Source organism: Affinirhizobium straminoryzae (genome assembly GCF_007004135.1).
GTDB classification, from domain to species: domain Bacteria; phylum Pseudomonadota; class Alphaproteobacteria; order Rhizobiales; family Rhizobiaceae; genus Neorhizobium; species Neorhizobium straminoryzae.
In genome coordinates, this window is the sequence record NZ_VJMG01000069.1 from 1 (window position 1) to 19,537 (window position 19,537).

At 65.1% G+C, this 19,537-nt stretch carries 11 protein-coding genes; 6 read left to right on the forward strand and 5 right to left on the reverse strand.

Features of this window, described 5'->3' with window-relative positions; all coding sequences use genetic code 11:
* The first annotated feature begins 107 nt into the window (after positions 1-107).
* The 4 genes from fdhF (at position 108) to FNA46_RS20645 (ending at position 5,967) form a co-directional block, all read left to right on the forward strand.
* Complete coding sequence (fdhF, locus tag FNA46_RS20630) at positions 108-2,990, forward strand: formate dehydrogenase subunit alpha (protein ID WP_143127099.1); 2,883 nt, start codon at positions 108-110, stop codon at positions 2,988-2,990.
* 8 nt (positions 2,991-2,998) lie between these two features.
* Positions 2,999-3,823 (forward strand): formate dehydrogenase accessory sulfurtransferase FdhD, encoded by an 825-nt coding sequence (fdhD, locus tag FNA46_RS20635; RefSeq protein ID WP_143127100.1) that lies wholly within the window; start codon positions 2,999-3,001, stop codon positions 3,821-3,823.
* Positions 3,813-4,157 (forward strand): formate dehydrogenase subunit delta, encoded by a 345-nt coding sequence (locus FNA46_RS20640; protein ID WP_143127101.1) that lies wholly within the window; start codon positions 3,813-3,815, stop codon positions 4,155-4,157. Before fdhD ends, FNA46_RS20640 begins: the two co-directional genes overlap by 11 nt.
* Before the next feature lie 157 nt (positions 4,158-4,314).
* Positions 4,315-5,967 (forward strand): OFA family MFS transporter, encoded by a 1,653-nt coding sequence (locus tag FNA46_RS20645; RefSeq protein WP_143127102.1) that lies wholly within the window; start codon positions 4,315-4,317, stop codon positions 5,965-5,967.
* Positions 5,968-6,032: 65 nt separating this feature from the next.
* Here the strand turns inward: FNA46_RS20645 and FNA46_RS20650 are convergent, their stop codons facing one another.
* The 5 genes from FNA46_RS20650 to FNA46_RS20670 form a co-directional block, all read right to left on the reverse strand.
* The gene (locus FNA46_RS20650) at positions 6,033-6,881 is read right to left on the reverse strand and encodes an asparaginase domain-containing protein (protein ID WP_143127103.1); all 849 of its coding nucleotides are present in this window, start codon (positions 6,879-6,881) and stop codon (positions 6,033-6,035) included.
* A 162-nt stretch (positions 6,882-7,043) separates the two neighbouring features.
* Positions 7,044-7,523, reverse strand: coding sequence for a chemotaxis protein CheW (locus FNA46_RS20655; RefSeq protein WP_143127104.1), 480 nt, complete (start codon positions 7,521-7,523; stop codon positions 7,044-7,046).
* Between the two features lie 232 nt (positions 7,524-7,755).
* On the reverse strand, positions 7,756-13,863 hold the full coding sequence (locus FNA46_RS20660; RefSeq protein WP_143127105.1) for a translocation/assembly module TamB domain-containing protein: 6,108 nt from the start codon (positions 13,861-13,863) through the stop codon (positions 7,756-7,758).
* A gap of 65 nt (positions 13,864-13,928) precedes the next feature.
* Positions 13,929-15,842, reverse strand: a complete 1,914-nt coding sequence (locus tag FNA46_RS20665; RefSeq protein WP_143127175.1) for an autotransporter assembly complex protein TamA — start codon at positions 15,840-15,842, stop codon at positions 13,929-13,931.
* Positions 15,843-16,019: 177 nt separating this feature from the next.
* Entirely contained in the window at positions 16,020-16,277 is a 258-nt protein-coding gene (locus tag FNA46_RS20670) for a YMGG-like glycine zipper-containing protein (RefSeq protein ID WP_143127176.1), read from the reverse strand.
* Between the two features lie 280 nt (positions 16,278-16,557).
* Here FNA46_RS20670 and FNA46_RS20675 point away from each other — a divergent pair, with 280 nt between their 5' ends.
* Both FNA46_RS20675 and FNA46_RS20680 read left to right on the forward strand, forming a co-directional pair.
* The gene (locus tag FNA46_RS20675; protein WP_143127106.1) at positions 16,558-17,049 is read left to right on the forward strand and encodes a (2Fe-2S)-binding protein; all 492 of its coding nucleotides are present in this window, start codon (positions 16,558-16,560) and stop codon (positions 17,047-17,049) included.
* Positions 17,050-17,169: 120 nt separating this feature from the next.
* Positions 17,170-19,536 carry a xanthine dehydrogenase family protein molybdopterin-binding subunit gene (locus tag FNA46_RS20680; protein ID WP_143127107.1) on the forward strand — a complete coding sequence of 789 codons (2,367 nt, stop codon included), beginning with the start codon at positions 17,170-17,172 and terminating at the stop codon, positions 19,534-19,536.
* Position 19,537 lies beyond the last annotated feature (1 nt).

Sequence of the window (19,537 nt, forward strand, 5' to 3'; positions counted from 1 at the left end):
GCCTGCCGGCCATCTCCCCCCTTGTGGGGGAGATGGCCGGCAGGCCAGAGGGGGTCTTGTCTCCCATTCGCCCCGCGTCCTCGCCCATTCCGCACAGGAGGCCCTTCATGCCCCTCGTTCCTGAAATCGACTATGGCACCCCCGCCTCGAAATCCGCAGACCTGGTGACGCTCACCATCGACGGTCGCGAAATCACGGTGCCGGCCGGGACTTCAATCATGCGCGCCTCGATGGAGGCCGGCATTCAGGTGCCAAAACTTTGCGCGACCGACATGGTCGATGCCTTCGGTTCCTGCCGTCTCTGTCTGATCGAGGTGGAGGGCCGCAACGGCACCCCCGCCTCCTGCACCACGCCCGTTGCGCCCGGCATCGTCGTCCACACCCAGACGGAGCGGCTGAAGGCGATCCGCAAGGGCGTGATGGAGCTTTACATCTCCGACCATCCGCTGGACTGCCTCACCTGCGCCGCCAATGGCGATTGCGAGCTGCAGGATATGGCCGGTGCCGTCGGCCTGCGCGATGTGCGCTATGGTTACGAAGGCGAGAACCATGTGAAGGCGCGGTCTGCCGAGGGCGGCATCAATGCGCAGTGGATGCCGAAGGACGAGAGCAATCCCTATTTCACCTATGACCCGTCGAAATGCATCGTCTGTTCGCGCTGCGTGCGCGCCTGCGAGGAGGTGCAGGGCACGTTTGCGCTGACCATCGAAGGCCGCGGTTTCGACAGCCGCGTCTCGCCCGGCGCGCATGAGGCCTTTCTCTCTTCCGAATGCGTTTCCTGCGGCGCCTGCGTGCAGGCCTGCCCGACGGCGACGCTGACGGAAAAGTCGGTGATCGCCATCGGTCAGCCGGAGCATTCGCTGGTGACCACCTGCGCCTATTGCGGCGTCGGCTGTTCGTTCAAGGCGGAAATGCGCGGCGAGGAGCTGGTGCGCATGGTGCCCTGGAAGGATGGTCAGGCCAATCGCGGCCATTCCTGCGTCAAGGGTCGGTTCGCCTATGGTTACGCAAGCCACAAGGACCGCATCCTGAACCCGATGATCCGCGAGAAGATCACCGATCCCTGGCGCGAGGTGACGTGGGAAGAGGCCTTTGCGCATGTCGCCTCGGAATTCCGCCGCATCCAGTATCAGTACGGCCGCGAAGCGATCGGCGGCATTACGTCGTCGCGCTGCACCAACGAGGAAACCTATCTCGTCCAGAAGCTGATCCGCGCCGGCTTCGGCAACAACAATGTCGATACCTGCGCCCGCGTCTGTCATTCGCCGACCGGTTATGGTCTCGGCCAGGCCTTTGGCACCTCGGCCGGCACGCAGAATTTCGATAGCGTCGAGCATTCGGATGTCGTGCTGGTCATCGGCGCCAATCCGACGGACGGTCATCCGGTGTTCGGTTCGCGGTTGAAGAAGCGGCTGCGCCAGGGCGCAAAGCTGATCGTCATCGATCCGCGCCGGATCGATCTGGTCAAGACTCCGCATGTGGAGGCTGCCTTCCACCTGCCGCTGAAGCCCGGCACCAATGTCGCGGTGCTGACGGCGATTGCTCATGTCATCGTCACCGAAGGCCTGTTTGACGAGGCCTTCATTCGCACCCGCTGCGACTGGTCCGAATTCGAGGACTGGGCGGCTTTCGTCGCCGAGCCGCAGCACAGCCCGGAAGAAACGGAAAAGTTCACCGGTGTTCCGGCGGAAGACCTGCGCGGCGCGGCGCGTCTCTATGCCAAGGGCGGCAATGGCGCGATCTATTACGGCCTGGGTGTCACCGAACACAGCCAGGGCTCGACCACGGTCATGGCGATTGCCAACCTGGCGATGGCCACCGGCAATATCGGTCGTCCGGGCGTCGGCGTGAACCCGCTGCGTGGCCAGAACAATGTGCAGGGCTCCTGCGACATGGGCTCCTTCCCGCACGAACTGCCGGGCTATCGCCACATCTCCGACGATGCGACGCGCGAAACCTTCGAAAAGCTCTGGGGTGTCACGCTCAACAACGAGCCGGGGCTTCGCATTCCCAACATGCTGGATGCCGCCGTCGAAGGATCTTTCAAGGGCATTTACATCCAGGGCGAGGATATCCTCCAGTCCGATCCGGACACCAAACACGTCTCCGCCGGTCTGGAAGCCATGGAATGCGTCGTGGTCCACGATCTCTTCCTGAACGAGACCGCCAATTACGCGCATGTCTTCCTGCCGGGCTCCACCTTCCTGGAAAAGGACGGCACGTTTACCAATGCCGAGCGCCGCATCAACCGCGTGCGCAAGGTCATGACGCCAAAGAACGGTTACGCGGATTGGGAAGTCACCCAGAAGCTGGCGCAGGCCATGGGCCTTGCCTGGGCTTATACGCATCCGTCGCAGATCATGGACGAGATCGCCGCGACGACACCGAGCTTTGCCGGCGTGTCCTACGACTATCTGGAGAAGAAGGGGTCGGTGCAGTGGCCCTGCAATCAAAAGTTCCCGGATGGCTCGCCGATCATGCATATCGACGGCTTCGTGCGCGGTAAAGGTAAGTTCATCCGAACGGAATACGTCGCGACCGACGAACGCACCGGTCCGCGTTTCCCGCTGCTGCTCACCACCGGCCGCATTCTCAGCCAATACAATGTCGGCGCCCAGACGCGGCGTACGGAGAATGTCGTCTGGCACGAGGAGGACCGGCTGGAGATCCATCCGCACGATGCCGAACAGCGGGGCATCAAGGATGGCGACTGGGTGAAGCTCGCAAGCCGTGCCGGCGAGACGACACTGCGCGCGCTGATCACTGATCGGGTGGCGCCGGGCGTGGTCTATACCACCTTCCACCATCCGAACACGCAGGCCAACGTGATCACCACCGACTTCTCCGACTGGGCGACGAACTGCCCGGAATACAAGGTGACGGCCGTGCAGATCTCGCCCTCCAACGGTCCGACCGAATGGCAGGAGGATTACGAGGAACTCAGCCGTCGCTCCCGCCGCATCGCTGGCAAGCTGGAAGCGGCGGAGTAGGGCTCCCGATGGCGGAAAATACCAGCCGTACGGTTCGGGAATGGCGCTTCCGGCAGGGGCAGATGGCGGATGGCCATCGCATCGTGCCGGAAGAGGTGCCGATCGCCTTTTCCTATGGCGGTTCCACCCATGCGGTGATGATGGCGACACCGGCCGATCTCGTCGATTTCGCCTACGGCTTTTCGCTGGCCGAGGAGATCATTGCGTCGGCCGCGGACATTCTCGATGTTGAACCGGTCGAAGCCGGTGCCGGCATTGATGTGCAGGTGACGCTGAAGGATCAAAGCGCAGACGCGCTCACGGCGCGGCGGCGCCGCATGGCGGGTCCTGTCGGCTGCGGGCTCTGCGGCATCGAATCGATCGAGCAGGCGGCGCGTGCCGTGGCGCGCGTGCCGGAGGGGCGTCTTGCCCTGACGCCAGCCATGGTGGCGGATGCGGTGCGTGAGCTCGGCGACGGCCAGACCCTCAACCGCGAAACGCGCGCTGTGCATGCCGCCGGCTTCTATCGTCCCGGCCGGGGCATCGCCGCAATCCGCGAGGATGTCGGCCGCCACAATGCGCTGGACAAGCTCTGCGGCGCCGTGATCCGCGCCGGTCTCAAGCCCGCAGATGGCGTGGTGGTCGTCACCAGCCGCCTTTCGGTGGAAATGGTGCAGAAGACGGCGCTGCTCGGCTGCTCCTGCCTCGTGGCGGTCTCCGCCCCGACCGCGCTTGCCATCGAGACGGCGGAGGAGGCCGGCATCACGCTGATCGGCATTGCCCGCGGCGATGAATTCGAAGTGTTTACCAGGCCTGATCGTCTGACGACGGGAGAAAGCAGCCATGTCGCTTAGCCACACCGATGAAAAGCTTGTCCGCATGGCAAACCAGATTGCCACCTTTTTCGCCTCGCAGCCGGAGGCGGTACGCGTGGATGGCGTTGCGACCCACATCAACAAGTTCTGGGAGCCGCGCATGCGCCGCCGCTTCTTCGAGATGATCGATGCCGGTATCGGTGGCTTCCTGCCGCTGGTGATTTCGGCTGCGGCAAAGATCAGGCGCCCCGAAAATCCAAGGACGGAGGACGTCGGGCTCGGTGCGGATGCAGCAAAGGGCGCGCCGGGCGGCAAGGGACCGGTTGCCGGCGAATCCCTGTCGGAACCCAGCGTTCCTGCGGGCGTGGCGTAATCGGTTCCGGTCCGGAATCAAGTCCAGGACGGCCGTTTGATGGTTTCGCTGACAGGTGGCCCGATGACGGAGAGGTCGCCAGTCTATGTTGCCCGCGCATTGGCTGCGCGAGCGGAAATTTCATTGTCCTGACAGTCCAAGAGGGAGGAGTTCGTCAATGGCAATCGCAGGCGTAAGTGGAGGGGATCTGGCCGGCGCCGGTATTCTCGACCGGGAGCGCATCATCGCAAAACCCGGCTTCAATCGCTGGCTCGTGCCCCCTGCGGCGCTTGCCATCCATCTGTGCATCGGCATGGCCTATGGTTTCAGCGTGTTCTGGCTGCCGCTTTCCAAGGCGCTGCCGGCCACCGATCCGAGCTGCTCGAGCTTGACGCTGCTCGGCGCGCTCACCACCACCGCCTGCAACTGGCGCGTGGCGGATCTGGGCTGGATTTACACACTCTTCTTCGTGCTGCTCGGCTGCTCGGCTGCCATCTGGGGCGGCTGGCTGGAACGGGTCGGTCCCCGCAAGGCGGGCTTTGTCTCCGCCTGCTGCTGGTGCGGCGGCATTCTCGTCGCCTCGGTCGGCGTCATGACGCATCAGCTGTGGCTGATGTGGCTCGGCGCCGGTGTGATCGGCGGCATCGGCCTCGGTCTCGGCTATATCTCGCCGGTGTCCACGCTGGTCAAATGGTTCCCCGACCGGCGCGGCATGGCGACCGGCATGGCGATCATGGGCTTTGGTGGCGGCGCGATGATCGGCGCACCGCTCGCCAACCTGCTGATGACCTCGTTCAAGACGGATGTCTCGCCGGGTGTGTGGCAGACCTTCGTGGTGATGGCGCTCGTCTATTTCGTCTTCATGATGGGCGGCGCCTTCGGCTATCGCATCCCGCCGGCCGGCTGGCGTCCGGATGGCTGGACGCCGCCGGTGGCGAAAAGCAACATGATCACGCACCGCCACGTGCATCTGCGCGATGCGCACAAGACGCCGCAGTTCTGGCTGATCTGGGCCGTGCTCTGCCTCAACGTGTCCGCCGGCATCGGCGTCATCGGCATGGCCTCGCCCATGTTGCAGGAAATCTTCGCGGGCTCGCTGATCGGCCAGCCGGGCGTGGCGTTTGCGCAGCTCGATGCCGGACAGAAGGCGCAGATCGCCGCGATTGCCGCCGGCTTCACCGGCCTGCTCTCGCTGTTCAATATCGGCGGCCGCTTCTTCTGGGCCTCGATGTCCGACAAGCTTGGCCGCAAGAACACCTATTTCTGCTTCTTCATCCTCGGTATCGTCCTCTATGCACTGGCACCCACGCTTGCGCTGATGGGCTCCAAGGCGCTCTTCGTGCTCGCCTTCGGCATCATTCTCTCGATGTATGGCGGCGGCTTCGCCACCATCCCGGCTTATCTCGCGGATATCTTCGGTACGCAGTTCGTCGGCGCGATCCATGGACGGCTGCTGACGGCCTGGGCGACGGCCGGCATTGCCGGTCCCTTCGTCGTGAACTACATCCGCGAGGCACAGATCGCCGCGGGCGTGGCACCGGGGCCGGCGCTCTACACCAGCACGATGTATATCCTTGCCGGCATGCTGGCGGTCGGTCTCATCGCCAATGCCTTCGTCAAGCCGCTGTCGGATAAGTGGTTCATGTCGGATGCGGAGGTTGCGGCCCTGCAGGCGAAGACCGCCGCCGCCAATGCCGGCCCGACGGGTTCCTTCGGCATCGGCAAAGGTGGGCTCGATGCAAAGGCAGCTCTGGCCTGGGCCGTGGTCGGCCTGCCGCTTCTCTGGGGCGTCTGGGTTACGCTGAAGAGCAGTTTCGCGCTGTTCGGCTGAGGCCCGCACCTTATGTCAGAATCCTGCGGGAGCCGGCCTAGTGCCGGCTCTTGCCGTTTCGCCCGTCAGTTCAGCCAGAGATGGATGAGCGCCGCCTCCGGTGTTTCCAACCCGCCGTTCTCGATCCCCGTGCTCCACAATCCCGCACCCGCCGCATAGGTGCCGGGTGTCAGGCCGCCTGCCTCGCACTGGCTGACGGCGCGCAGGCGTTTTCCCGCCGCGACAGCCTCGGCAAGCGCGCCAAGGATTGCCGGATCCTCCATCGCCGTGCCGGAGCCGAACACCCGCAGCACCGCGCCGTCCAGCACCGACAAAGCGGCGGAGAGAAGTTCTGCCGTCATGCCGGGCGAGAGTGTCAGGATCGCCAGCCGGCGGGCCGCATCGAAGTCGCGCCGGCGGGGCGGTGCGGCTTCTGCCTGCGGCTGGGCGCGAAAACTGTCGGCGGCATGGCTGTCATGCTTCACAAGGCCGGCGGCCGGCAGCAGATGTCCGGCAAAGGCCAGATGGACGCCGGCTCCGGGGACGAGTGCTGCGTCCAGCGCCAGCTGAAGATTGCCCTCCGCGTCGCCGCCTTCGCCGAGCGGCACCATGGATCCGCACAGGATGATGCGCCGCGTCTCGCCGGCCATCGCCTGCGTCAGCGCAGCACCCGTGAAGGCCATGGTGTCGGTCCCGTGAGTGATGATGACCGGCAGGTCGGGATGCGCACGGATCGCCGACAGCATGTCGTTCCAGTGGCGCGGGCCGACATTGGCGCTGTCGAGCAGCGGCGAAAATACATGGGTTTCAAGCACGGCATCCGGTGGCAGCAAGGCGGCCAGCGCACCTTCCACCAGTCCCTCGACCGGCCGAAGGCCCTCCGGCCCCGGTGCCATGCCGATGGTGCCGCCGGTATGGATGAGAAGCAGACGCATGGGACCTCTCCGTGACATGCAGGGAGCTGCTTCCTAGACCATTTCCGCTGCAAACGGAATCCATCCTCCCGGTCCCTGGTTTACGCGGTTGCGTCGGCTGGAACGCAAAAGGCAGCGGTGGTCGCCGCTGCCTTTCGGTCTCGATAGTGTCGCCGGACGGGCTCAGGCGGCGAGATCGTCCAGATCGCTGCCCTTGAACATCTTGGAGAGGTTCAGGAAGCAGATCATGCCGTTCTCGCTGGCGATGATGCCTTCGGAGAAGGACTTGTCGAACGAGGCGGAAACTTCCGGTACCGGCTGGATCTGGCTCGACGAGATGGTCAGGATGTCCGAGACCCGGTCGACCAGCATGCCGATGACCATGTTGTGCACTTCGGCCACCACGATGGCGGAACGCTCGTTGGCCACCGTGCTCTTCATGCCGAGCTTGTAGGCGAGATCGATGATCGGGATGACGGAGCCGCGCAGGTTCATCACGCCGATCACGTCGGACGGCGCATGCGGGATCGGCGTGGACGGGGCCCAGCCGCGAATTTCGCGGATCGTGGTCGTCTTCACGCAGAATTCCTGGTCATGCAGCCGGAATGCGATGATCTCGAGGGTCTCGCCGCTGAAGCTTGTCGTGGTGATCGTCGTAGCCATCAGATTTCTTCCCAGTTCTTCGATGCCTTGACCGCGGCGGCTGCACCCGATGGCACCTGCGACCTTAGCCGTGAGTGAGCGAACCGGGCATGCAAGGGCGTGCATCGGGATCGCGCGAAGAAAAGTCTAATGAAAGAATGTTTCTCAAAGCTGAATCGGCACTCTCACTTCTTGCAGCGATTTCTGGGACGCCTGCAGAGAGGTACGTGTCGCCGTGAATGTGCCCCCGGGCTCAGTACTCGCGTTCGTAGAAGACGCCTGCCGAGCCGCCGTCGCTGCCGGCGGACCCCTTCAGCTTCACGCCGCGCCCGACATCCAGATTGATCGAGGCGCGCGCGCCACCGCTGCTGCCGCCCTGCTCCAGCTGGAAATAGGTCCGGTTGTTGATGTAGCGCCCGACGGAAACGGTCGTCTGTCCGCTCGAATCCGTGTTGATGTCGAGATCGTCGACGCCAAGGCTGCTGCGCAGCGTCTGCAGGAGGGAGGTAGATCCGCCGCCGGCAAGCTGCGTCACCGCATCGGCCAGCTGGGCGATCTGCACCGGCGAGAGCTTCGAGATCGACTGACCGAAGATCAGCCGTGCCAGCACTTCGTCCTCCGGCAGGGCCGGGGAGGAGGAGAAGCCGATGGTCGGGTCATTGGCGAGGCCTGTGACAGAAACGGTCACTGTCGTCTGGTCGGCGGTGTTGGAGGCAGCAAGATCCAGCACCGGGATCAGACTGCCGCCAAAAGTAATCTTGCCGGTCGAAAAATCCAGCCGCCGGGTGAGGATCACGATACGGCCGCGCCGCATCTCGAAAGCGCCCGTCACGTTTGGCTCGGCGGCCGTGCCGCGGATGGTCAGCGAACCGCCGAGTTCGGCATCAATGCCACGGCCGCGCACGAAGATGTTGTTCTGGGCCGCCAGCGTAAGGTCGAGGCCGATGCCGGCATTGGTGCCGTTGCCGTCCTTCTTGCCGTCGGGACCGATGCTTTCCAGGAGCGCCCTGACACTCGGCGGTGCATTGACATGCGCCACCTTCAACTGCGCGAGCGAAGCGGGCAGGCTCGCGGGAACCGTGATGTTGGCCCGCCGCACCGTCAGCCGTCCGCCGAGCATGGGCGTCGCGCGCACGGGCCCCGTCAGCGTCAGCGCGCCGTTGACGGTTGCGGTCAGCAGGTTGCCGTCCACATAGGTCGCCTCGTTCAGCGTGATGCGCAGATTAGCGGGCAGGTCACCGGTGATGCCGATGGAGCCATCCACGGCGATGCGGCCGCCGGGCGAGAGTGTGCCGCCAAGGCTGGAGATCACCGCCCTGTCGCGGTTGAAGGTCACGCTGCCGGCCACATCGTTGATTGCCAGATTGCGTTTCACGTCGATCAGCCGCGCGCCGGAGGTCGTAACGCTCCCATCGATGGCGGGGGCTGTGGCCGTGCCGGCGATGGTCACATTGGCCTTCGCGCCACCTTCCAGCACGAAACCCTGATCGGCAAGCAGGGGGCCGAGCAGCGCAAACGGCACGTCGCCGGCAATCTTCATGTCGAGCGGCCGCTCGCCCGCGAGGCCAACCGCACCGCTTGCCGTCAGTGCAAGACCGCTTGCACCGCCAAGCTCGGCCTTCTGCAGGGTGAGGCGATTGCCCTCATAGCGACCGGCAGCGCTGATGCGCATGGACGTCAGGCCTGCTTCGCGCGTCTGCGACAGCGAAGCATCCTCCCAGGAAAGGTCGAACTCAGCGCCACCGGCGCCAGGACCGGGCAGTGCCTTGACCTTGCCGGAAATGCGGCCGGTGGCGCCGAGACCCGGCACGAAGGCATTGGCAAGCGTGGCCGGCAGCGAGAGGATATCGGCAGAAAGATTGAGGACCGGCCCCTGCGGGTCGCTCGGCACTACCGATCCCTGCGCTGTCAGCGACAGGCCCTGCGGACCGCTCAGCACGGTCTCGTCGAGCGTCAGCCGCCCATCCGCGAAGCTGCCGCTCGCCTTCAGCGACAGGCCCGAAAGCCCGGCATCGCCCTGACGGCGGATCTCGCCATTGGCCCATTGCAGGTCATAGCGCAGTTGAGGCGCTGACAGCGTGCCGCCAATGGTGGTCGAGCCGGACACGGTTCCGCCAGCCTGCAGACTCGGCACAAATCCGGACATCAGGCTGGCCGGGATGCTGGCAAGGTCTGCCGAAAGGGCGAGCGTCCGGTCGCCGGATAGTGCCACGCTGCCACGCGCCGAGGCCGACAGTCCGGAGGGACCGGTCAGCTGCATTTCCTCCAGCTTTACCGTGGCCGCTTCCAGCGTGCCGCGCGCCGTGACCGTTAGGCCTGCAAGACCTGCGCTGAGTGTCTGCTGCAGCTGGGCGTTGCGCCAGCGCAGGTCGAAGCGGGCCACCGGGGCCTCCGCCGGGCCGGTTGATGCAATCGTGCCGGAAATGATGCCGCCGGCCTTCAGGTCCGGCAAAACGGCATTGGCGAGCGTGGCTGGCAGCGCTGCGATCTCGGCATTGAGATCGAGTGCCGGAGCGTTCGGGCCAGTCAGGATCACCCGGCCGGCCGCCGTTGCGGAGAGGCCGGAAGGGTCGCTCAGACGTGTTTCGCCAAGTGTCAGTACACCGTTCTCGAAGGAGCCGCGGGCGCGAAGGCTGAGGGCACGCAGGCCCGCCTCGCGGCTCTGGCTGGTTGCGATGTCGTTCACTGTCACGTCGTACTGGGCAACCGGTGCCGTCAGCGCCCCCTTGGCGGCGATGGTGCCGCTCGCGGTGCCGCTCGCTGCAAGCCCGGGGCGGGCAATGTTGGCAAGGGCTGCGGGAAGTGACTGGAAATCGGCTGTGACATCAAGCGTCGGTGCAGAGCCGAGTGCCACTGTCCCGCCGGCGTTCAGTGACAAGCCGTCTGCGCCCGTCAGTTTCGCTTGTGTCAGTGTCAGCGTCTCGCCGGCAAAGCGTCCACTGGCGGACAGTGCCATGGGAGCAATGCCGGCGGCGCGTGTCTGAGCGAGGCTCAGTCCATTAAGGTTCAGCTCGAAGGTGACATCCGGTGCCGGCAATGTGCCACCGATCCGGGCGGTGCCGGACAGGCGGCCCTCCGCGGCCAGATCCGGCATCACCATGTTGATCAGGCTTGCTGGCACCGCGCCGAAGCGGGCCTCGATCAGCAGCGAGCGCTCGCCGCCAAGGTTCACGGTGCCATTGGCATTCAGCGAAAGATCCTGCGGTCCCGTTACCGCCAGCCGGTCGAGCCGCAGCGTCTGGTTTTCGAAATGGCCGTTGGCAGTGGCGCCGATGCCCTCTAGCCCTGCAGCGCGGGTCTCGGCCGTGGAGCCGCCCTTCAGCACAAGCGCAAGATCGGCGATCGGGGCACTCAGCGTGCCGGTCACGGTCGCGCGGCCGCTCAGCATGCCGCGCGCCTCAAGGCCGGGTTTCAGGCTGTTGGCGAGTGCTGCCGGCAGTGCAGAGAGGGTGACGCCGAGCACGACCTGCTGGCTGGATCTGACGCTGATCGTGCCGCTTGCGGTGGCGGCAAGGCCGTTTTCGCCATCCAGTTCCGCCTGGTCGAGTGTAACCGTGCCATCCTCGAAACGGCCACGCGCCAGCACAGAAATGGGCGCGATTGCGCGCTCGCGCATGGCCGCGACGCTGGCATCGGAGAGGGTCAGGCTGTAGCGGATCACCGGGGCCGCCGCCGTGCCGCCGATCGTCACGGCTCCGCCCAGATCGCCTGCGGCGCCGAGATCCGGCACCACGCTGTTGGCAAGCGCTGCCGGTACGTCGCTGGCGCGGAGTGCCATGTTCAGCTGCGGGCCAGCGCTGCCGTCGAGAACCAGCCGTCCGTTGCCGGTCTTCAGGGTTAGGCTCGCGATTTCTGCGCGCCCGTCGACCACGCGGATCGTCGCCGGTTCGGTAAGGGCAAGGGCAATGCCGGCGGGCGCGGCGGTGAAGCGGTCAAGGACAAGGCTCATGCCGGCCGCGTCGCGCGTCACCGCGCCGTCCAGCGTTACCGGTGCACCGGCATAGCGTGCATCAAGGCCGAAGCCGGTGGCAGACCCCTTGTCCAGGAGGGTGAGGCGCGGGGCTTCGATCAGCTGCCCGCCGGTCTCGACCCGATCGGCCGCCACGCTGCCATCCACCTTCGCCTGCAGCAGGTTGCTGCTGTTCAGCGCAACCTTTGGAGCGGCGACCGTAAAGCCCGCGGCAGTGAGCGTCTGGCCGGCGGCATTGATGCTGGCGGACAGAACGCCGTCCGTGTTTGACAGTTTCGCCGTGCCGGAAAGGTCGCCGCGTACCTGCTGGTTGGCAAGGGCCGAGAGAAGGCCGATATCCGGCAGCTGGAACTGCAGGTCGCCGGCCGGCAGATAGTCCTTCGAGAAGGCAAGGGTCCCCGTCACCCGGTTGCCGCCCGCCTCCAGCAGAAGCTTTGGCAGAGCGATCAGGCCGCCGGTCTCGGTGAGATCGGTCTCGATACGGATCGGCTTGCCGTCAACGCGGCCGGTGCCGGTAACATTGCCGCCTTGCTGGCCATCGGCCATCTTGCCCTGCAGCTTGAGGCTGATTGCCTCGAACAGGTGGCCGCTCAGGCGCGCTTCCGCGGAATTGACCTGTGCGGTGGCCTGGAGCGTGTCGAGCGGGCCGGCGACACGGATATCGTAGCCGATCGCGCCCTTGGCGTCCGGCCTCAGGCGCGAAAGGTCCGGCAGGCGGCCGGCAAGGCCCGCCTCCAGCTTTCCGTCCTTCAGCAGCACATTGCCATGGCCTTCGATGATGTTCGACTTCACCACGAGGTTTTCGAGGCTCATGCGCCCGCCGATGGTGGCGTCGACATAGCCCTCGAAGCCGATCATGCCGTTGATATAGTCGCCGATCGCCTCCGGCAGGCCATCCGGGTTGAGCGACATGCGCACATTTCCGGTGACCGTTTTCTGCGAAAGATTGTAGGCGCCGCTGATTGTGCCGGAAATATTGGCGCTTTCGAACGTTGCGGCGTCGAGCCCGATGGCAGGCGGCGCCAGCCTGACCGGCGCATCGAGACGGATCGGCCCGTCGATCAGCCGGTCCAGGTCCGGGTCGGCGAAGTTGGCCTGGGCGGCGCTCGAGCGGGTCCGCACGCTGCCCGTCCAGGCGGAGAGGTTCAGGTCCTCGCTTTCCGCCTGCAGCCGCACCTGGCCGAAGCTGGCGCCGGAGACGGAGACGGAGCGCAGCGCCGCCGTGGCGTTGAAGCGCGAGGCGGTGGTCGGTCCGGTCAGCGTGAAGTTGAGATTGTCGAGACCGACGCGCAGCGGCTCGCCCTGCAGCGGCCATTCCAGCGCGACCGCGCCATTGGTGGCCGCCACACTGGCCGTCAGGCTGTTGTCGCCGGAGGGATCGAAGGTACCGGCAGCGGCCACCTTCATCGCGCCGGTCACGAATTCGCCCTTGCGGATCTCGATACGGCCGCTGCGACCGATCACGGCGCCGAGATTGATATCGGTGCGGCCTGCAAACAATGGCCGAAGCGTCGGCGGCATCAGTTCCGCCAGCTGCCCGCCGCCCTCGATCTGCACGCGGTGTGCCCCTTCCGGCGTCAGTATGTGCTGGCCGTCCATACTTATCACGGGCTTGCCGTCGACGGTACCGCGCAACTGGCCGTTCCAGTTGGAGAGCGGGCCGTAGCCATCGAGCGCCAGCGCCACGGACGGCGCGCCCGGCAGCAGCAACAGTCGCGCCAGAAGCCCGCCCTGCGGCTCGGATACCAGCGCCTGCAGCTTCAGCTCGTTCTGGGCCGGGGCAAACAGGATGTCGGCCTTGGCGATGGCGTTCGGCGCATCCTTGCGATGGGCGGTCAGTGCCAGCGCCACGCGCTGGTCGGTCGCGTCAAGGGCGCCGGTCGCGGCGAGTTCGAACTGCCGGCCGGTGACCGCCGGTTCGATCGTGATGTCGGGCAGCGCCAGACTGTCGATGTCGATGGCGATGGGCAGCGAGAAGCCGTTGTTTTTGGTCTGCGTCGTCTGCTGTGCCCGTGCCGGTGGCGGCACCGGCGGCCGCTCCAGCGCCAGCCGGTCAATGGCGATGCGGTTGGCATGGAAGGTGCCGGAGAAAAGCGCAAGCGGAGACCAGTCCACCTCGATTCCATCCGCCGAGGCAAACATGCCCTCGCTATCCGACAGCCGCACGCTGTCGATCCGGAGCCTTCCTGTCAGCAGGCCCTGAGGCGCGGAAAGTTCGATGGATTGGCCCGGCGATGAAATCAGCGAGGACACCAGCGCGCCGACCAGCCGGTTGCCGGCCGGCGCGAAGCCGAGAAACAGCACGAGACCCGTCAGCAGGACGAACAGGGCCGCCACCGCGCCAAGCGCGATGCGGAAGATCCCTGCCCTGGTGCGGGATGATGACGTCATGAACGCGGGGTCACTCTTGGCTGCCTCTTGGCTGTGCTTATCCTGATCTTCGTTCGCGCGCGACATCAGAATGCCTGTCCGATGCCCGCATAGATACCGTATCGGCTGCCGCCATCAAAGCGATTCAGCGGCAGCGCAACATCCAGCCTCAAAGGGCCGAACGGCGTTGCATAGCGCAGGCCAAGGCCAGTGCCCATACGAATATCAGAGAAATCGGGCACGATTTCGGTCGAGACGGTTCCGATGTCGAAAAACGGAACAATCCCGATCTTTTCGTTCACTTTGAAGCGGGCTTCAAGAGAGGCCACGGTGTAGGAGCGACCGCCGGTCGCCTCGTTGGCATCGTTGTAGGGTGAGATCTCCTGGTAGGCGTAACCACGCACCGAGCCGCCGCCGCCGGCAAAGAAGCGGCGGGTGGTAGGAATGTCCTTCAGGCTGTTTGCACCCACCACGGAGCCGGCGGCCAGATGGCCGGCCAGCACCAGCCGGTCGCTGTTGCCGATGCCGAGATAGCCGGAGGCCGAGCCCTCGAAGGAGGAGAACACGGCGCCGCCGAGCGCCTCGTAGCTTGGTGTCACTCCGGCCGTCAGGCGAAAGCCGTCGGTCGGATCGAGCTTGTTGTTGCGCGCGTCGCGCTCGAAGGTCATCGGAAGCGAGAGGGTGAGGTAGGTATTGCTGCCGAAGGCATCCTCGCTTTCGCTGAGCGCCACCTCGAAACCTGCGCCCACGGTGTCTCGGTCGTTCAGTTCGTAGGAGAGTTTCGAAAGCGCTGTCAGCGAGTTGGCGGTGTAGGTATCCGGCGTTTCGCGCTTGGCCACCAGGCTCGCATCCCAGGTGATGCGCGGCAGGAACGCGCCGGGCTTGGTGAAATAGATGCCCGCCTTGTAGTCGAAGGACGTGTAATCCGTGGTGGCGCCGAGGCCCGACACACTGCCTTCGATGCGCAGGGTTTCCGCCTCGCCGAACAGGTTGCGATGGCCCCAGTAGCCGTTCAGGCCCGCGCCATCCAGCGAGGAATAGCTGGCGCCGACCCCGAAATAGCGGAACTTGCCTTCGGACACCTCGATCGTCAGCGGCAAGGAGCCATCCGGTGCGAGATGATCGGCCTCGCGGATGGTGACGCTGGAGAGCGCGCTCAGCGCCCGCAGGCGCTCGGCGGCTTTCTTCAACTGGTCCGGCGAATAGGTCTGGTTGTCGTCCAGGCGCGAATAGCGGCGGATGAAATCGGAAGAGACGGCGCGCGCGCCCTTGACACTGACGCTGCCGAGGTCGGCGACTGGTCCGCTTTCGGCTTTCAGCGTCACGTCGACGGTGCGGGTGGCGTGATCGGCCACCACGTCACGCGTCACCAGCCGGGCCAGCGGTCTTCCTTCGGCCTTGAGGTCCCGCACGATGCGTTCGCCCGCCTGGATGAGGCGCACGGATCCCGCCTGTCCGCCCGGCACGAGTCCGTAGGTTTTGGGGTCAAGCTTGGCGGCATCGCCCTTGAGGTGCACGGCGCCGAGGGTAAACACCGGGCCGGGATCGATGGTGATCGAGACCGGAACCGGCCGGCTGCGGTCAAAGCTCGGCGTGGGGGGAAGCCTGTCGAGATCCGTGCCGGCAATCGTGATGCGCACCACGCCGCCATAGCGGGCCTCCTCGTAAAGCACGGCCACCAGCCGCTCCCGGTCCTCGCGCGCCTTGACCACGAGGCCGAGATCGCCCGAGACCGGCGCATTAGCGTCCTGCACCAGGGTGGCGGTCGTCTCCAGCCGTTCCGTCAGCGCCGTGTCGGCGCCGGGCGCCGAAAGGGACGCAGTATAGGCGACCGGATCGATCACCTCTTCCTTCTCCTCGTCGCTGCCGAACAGCGTGATGCCGAAGATCTTGAAGGCGTGGGCCGATTGAACGAATCCCGGCCATGACAGGGCGCTCGCTGCAAGGAAAGCTGCGACTGCGGCCCTCTGCAGCGCACGCGCGCGTCCTGGCCCCGGCATGTCGTTACGCACACTCAGTTTCGGCGTTCCCACCCTGCGGACCGTCATGGCCCGATTGATATCCTGCTAATTTATCAGTGAATTCAGCGATTGAATATCGGATTCCTGTCATTGTCCGATGAAAAGACCCCGGAGTTGCCCCCGGGGCCAGCGTTCATGCCTGGACGAAACCCTGCCTCAACGCGGGCAACGGTCCACGTAGCGGTTGCCGTAACGGTCGCGGTAGTAGCACTGTCCCGGCTGTTCCGAGACCGAGCCGATCAGCGCGCCCGAAACGCCACCGATCGCGGCGCCAACGGCAGCACCGCGCACATTGCCGGTTGCCAGACCGCCGATGATGGCGCCCGTGCCGGCGCCGATGCCGGCGCCCTTTTCCGTCTGCGAGCAACCGGCGACGGTGAGGCCCATCACCAGAAGTACCAAAGCCTTTTTCATCATGACTCTCTCCGTTTTCTTGTCAGCGTCGGCCGTTTCGAAGCCGGTCGTTCCCGATCTGCGGCCACCCGAGGCAACCCCGATGGAGAGGAGGATAAGATTCGAAAACCGTAAGTCCAGACGCATCTTTCGGCTTTCGCTTAACAAAATGGCAATCTCGTGCCCTGACAAATAGGAAATGCCCGGAAAGTAACTGTTGATCCCCCGCCAAAAAAGGCAAATGATGGGCACCGTGTTTGAGGAGACACGCGCCCCTTCCATGGGGCAGGAGGAGGACAATATGGCGAAAGTGACGTTGACGGTGAACGGCCGGACGATGTCGGGCGAGTGCGACGACCGCACCCTGCTCGTGCACTTCATCCGCGAGAAGCTGGGGCTTACCGGCACGCATGTGGGGTGCGATACCACCCAGTGCGGCGCCTGTGTGGTGCACATGGATGGCAGGTCTGTCAAAAGCTGTTCCATCCTGGCGGTGCAGGCCTCCGGCTCCACCGTCACGACCATTGAGGGCATCGCCGCGCAGGGCGAACTGCATCCGGTGCAGGCGGCCTTCAATCAGCATCACGGCCTGCAATGCGGCTTCTGCACGCCCGGCATGGTGATGACCGCGGTGGACATGATCGGCCGCCACGGCGGCGCGCTCGACGAGGCGACGGTTCGCCACGAGCTGGAAGGCAATATCTGTCGGTGCACCGGCTATCACAACATCGTCAAGGCGGTTCTTGCCGCCAATGAAGAGATGCACGGCGCCGCGCGGCAGGCCGCCGAGTAGACAGAAGCGAATAGGATGTAGCGAATAGCGAAGAGTTGGCCGCTGTGCGGCCCGTCGCGTTCCCTCTCCCCTATTCGCTATTCGCCACTCACTATTCGCTCGTTTCTGGAGGAGACGATAATGGGAATGGAAGGTATTGGTGCACGCGTGGCCCGCAAGGAAGACAAGCGCTTCCTCACCGGCAAGGGCCGCTACACCGACGACATGGTCGTTGCGGGCATGAAGTTCGCGTATTTCGTCCGCAGCCCCCATGCGCATGCAAAAATCACCGGCATTGATGCCGCGGCGGCGAAGGCCATGCCGGGCGTGATCGACGTGCTGGACGGCCGCCAGCTGCAGGCCGATGGCATCGGCAATCTCATCTGCGGCTGGATGATCCACTCGAAGGACGGCTCGCCGATGAAGATGGGCGCCTGGCGTCCGCTCGCCGTGGACACCGTTCGCTATGTCGGCGATGCCGTGGCGATCGTCGTGGCGGATTCCGCCGCCGAGGCCCGCGATGCGGCCGAAGCCGTCATCGTCGACTATGACGAGCTGCCGGCGGTCACCACCTCGCTCGCAGCCCTTGGCGATGGCGCGCCGCAGATCCATCCGGAAGCCCCCGGCAACCTGATCTTCGACTGGCAGATCGGCGATGCCTTGGCTGCCGACAAGGCGATTGCCGAGGCCGCGCACGTCACCGAGATCGAGATCCTCAACAACCGCCTCTCGCCGAACCCGATGGAGCCGCGCGCCACGCTCGGCATCTATGACAGCGCGGAGGACCACTTCACCTGCTACACCACCAGCCAGAACCCGCATGTGGCGCGCCTCGTGATGAGTGCGTTCTACAATGTGGCGCCGGAAAACAAGCTGCGGGTGATTGCACCGGATGTCGGTGGCGGCTTCGGCTCGAAGATCTACATCTATCCGGAAGAGATCGTCTGTCTCTGGGCCTCCAAGAAGACCGGCGTGCCGGTGAAGTGGACGTCGGATCGCACCGAGGCCTTCCTCACCGATGCGCATGGCCGCGACCATGTGTCGAAGGTGAAGATGGCCTTCGACAAGGATCATCGCATCACCGCGCTGAAGGTCGATACCATCGCCAATCTCGGCGCCTATATGTCGCTCTTCTCCTCGGCAGTGCCGACCTATCTCTATGCGACGCTGCTCTCCGGCCAGTATGCGATCCCGGCGATCCACGCCAATGTGCGCACCGTCTACACCAATACGGTACCGGTCGATGCCTATCGCGGCGCCGGTCGTCCGGAAGCCACCTATCTTCTGGAGCGGACCATGGAGACGGCGGCGCGCGAACTCGGCCTGTCGCCGGCGGAGCTTCGCCGCAAGAACTTCATCCGATCCTTCCCCTACCAGACGCCCGTCATCATGACCTATGACGCGGGCGATTATGAGGCCTCGCTGAACGCGGCCATGCAGGCCGCCGACTGGGACGGTTTTGCGGCCCGCCGGGCAGAGGCCGAACGGCGTGGCAAGAAGCGCGGCATCGGCATGAGCTGCTATATCGAGGCCTGCGGCATCGCGCCCTCGCAAGCCGTTGGTTCCCTTGGTGCCGGTGTCGGCCTGTGGGAATCGGCGGAGGTGCGGGTCAACGCCGTCGGCACCATCGAGGTGCTGACCGGATCGCACAGCCACGGCCAGGGCCATGAAACCACCTTCGCCCAGCTGGTGGCCGACCGCCTCGGCGTACCGATTTCGAGCGTCAACATCGTGCATGGCGATACCGACAAGGTGCAGATGGGCATGGGCACCTATGGTTCGCGCTCCGGCGCGGTCGGCATGTCGGCCATCGTCAAGGCGCTCGACAAGGTGGAGATGAAGGCGAAGAAGATCGCCGCCCACCTGATGGAGGCCGACGAGAGCGATATCGTCATCGAGAATGGCGAGTTGAAGGTGGCGGGCACGGACAAGGTGCTGCCCTGGTTCCAGGTGGCGCTTGCCGCCTATACCGCGCACAACCTGCCGGCCGGCATGGAGCCGGGCCTCAAGGAAAGCGCCTTCTACGATCCGTCCAACTTCACCTTCCCGGCCGGCTGCTATATCGCGGAGGTCGAGATCGATCCGGAAACCGGCAAGACGGAGATTGTCCAGTTCGTGGCGGCGGATGATTTCGGCAACATCATCAATCCGCTGATCGTCGAAGGTCAGGTGCATGGCGGGCTTGCCCAGGGCATTGGCCAGGCGCTCCTGGAAGAGGTGCGCTATGACGAGGCCACCGGCCAGATCCTGACGGCAAGCTACATGGATTATGCCATGCCGCGCGCCGACGACCTGCCGTCGTTCACGCTCTCGCACCAGAACACGCCGTGCCCGGGCAATCCGCTCGGCATCAAGGGCTGCGGCGAGGCGGGTGCCATCGGCTCGCCGCCGGCACTGATCAACGCGATCACCGATGCGATCGGCATAAAATACCTGACAATGCCGGCAACGCCCTTGAAGGTGTGGACCGCCCTGCAGGGTGCCGCCATGCCGATGGCCGCCGAATAGA

Coding starts and splice junctions, on each gene's coding strand:
- fdhF (WP_143127099.1), top strand. CDS start 108: ATGCCCCTCGTTCCTGAAATCGACTATGGCACCCCCGCCTCGAAATCC.
- FNA46_RS20680 (WP_143127107.1), top strand. CDS start 17,170: ATGGGAATGGAAGGTATTGGTGCACGCGTGGCCCGCAAGGAAGACAAG.
- fdhD (WP_143127100.1), top strand. CDS start 2,999: ATGGCGGAAAATACCAGCCGTACGGTTCGGGAATGGCGCTTCCGGCAG.
- FNA46_RS20655 (WP_143127104.1), bottom strand. CDS start 7,523: ATGGCTACGACGATCACCACGACAAGCTTCAGCGGCGAGACCCTCGAG.
- FNA46_RS20660 (WP_143127105.1), bottom strand. CDS start 13,863: ATGACGTCATCATCCCGCACCAGGGCAGGGATCTTCCGCATCGCGCTT.
- FNA46_RS20665 (WP_143127175.1), bottom strand. CDS start 15,842: ATGCCGGGGCCAGGACGCGCGCGTGCGCTGCAGAGGGCCGCAGTCGCA.
- FNA46_RS20640 (WP_143127101.1), top strand. CDS start 3,813: ATGTCGCTTAGCCACACCGATGAAAAGCTTGTCCGCATGGCAAACCAG.
- FNA46_RS20675 (WP_143127106.1), top strand. CDS start 16,558: ATGGCGAAAGTGACGTTGACGGTGAACGGCCGGACGATGTCGGGCGAG.
- FNA46_RS20645 (WP_143127102.1), top strand. CDS start 4,315: ATGGCAATCGCAGGCGTAAGTGGAGGGGATCTGGCCGGCGCCGGTATT.
- FNA46_RS20650 (WP_143127103.1), bottom strand. CDS start 6,881: ATGCGTCTGCTTCTCATCCATACCGGCGGCACCATCGGCATGGCACCG.
- FNA46_RS20670 (WP_143127176.1), bottom strand. CDS start 16,277: ATGAAAAAGGCTTTGGTACTTCTGGTGATGGGCCTCACCGTCGCCGGT.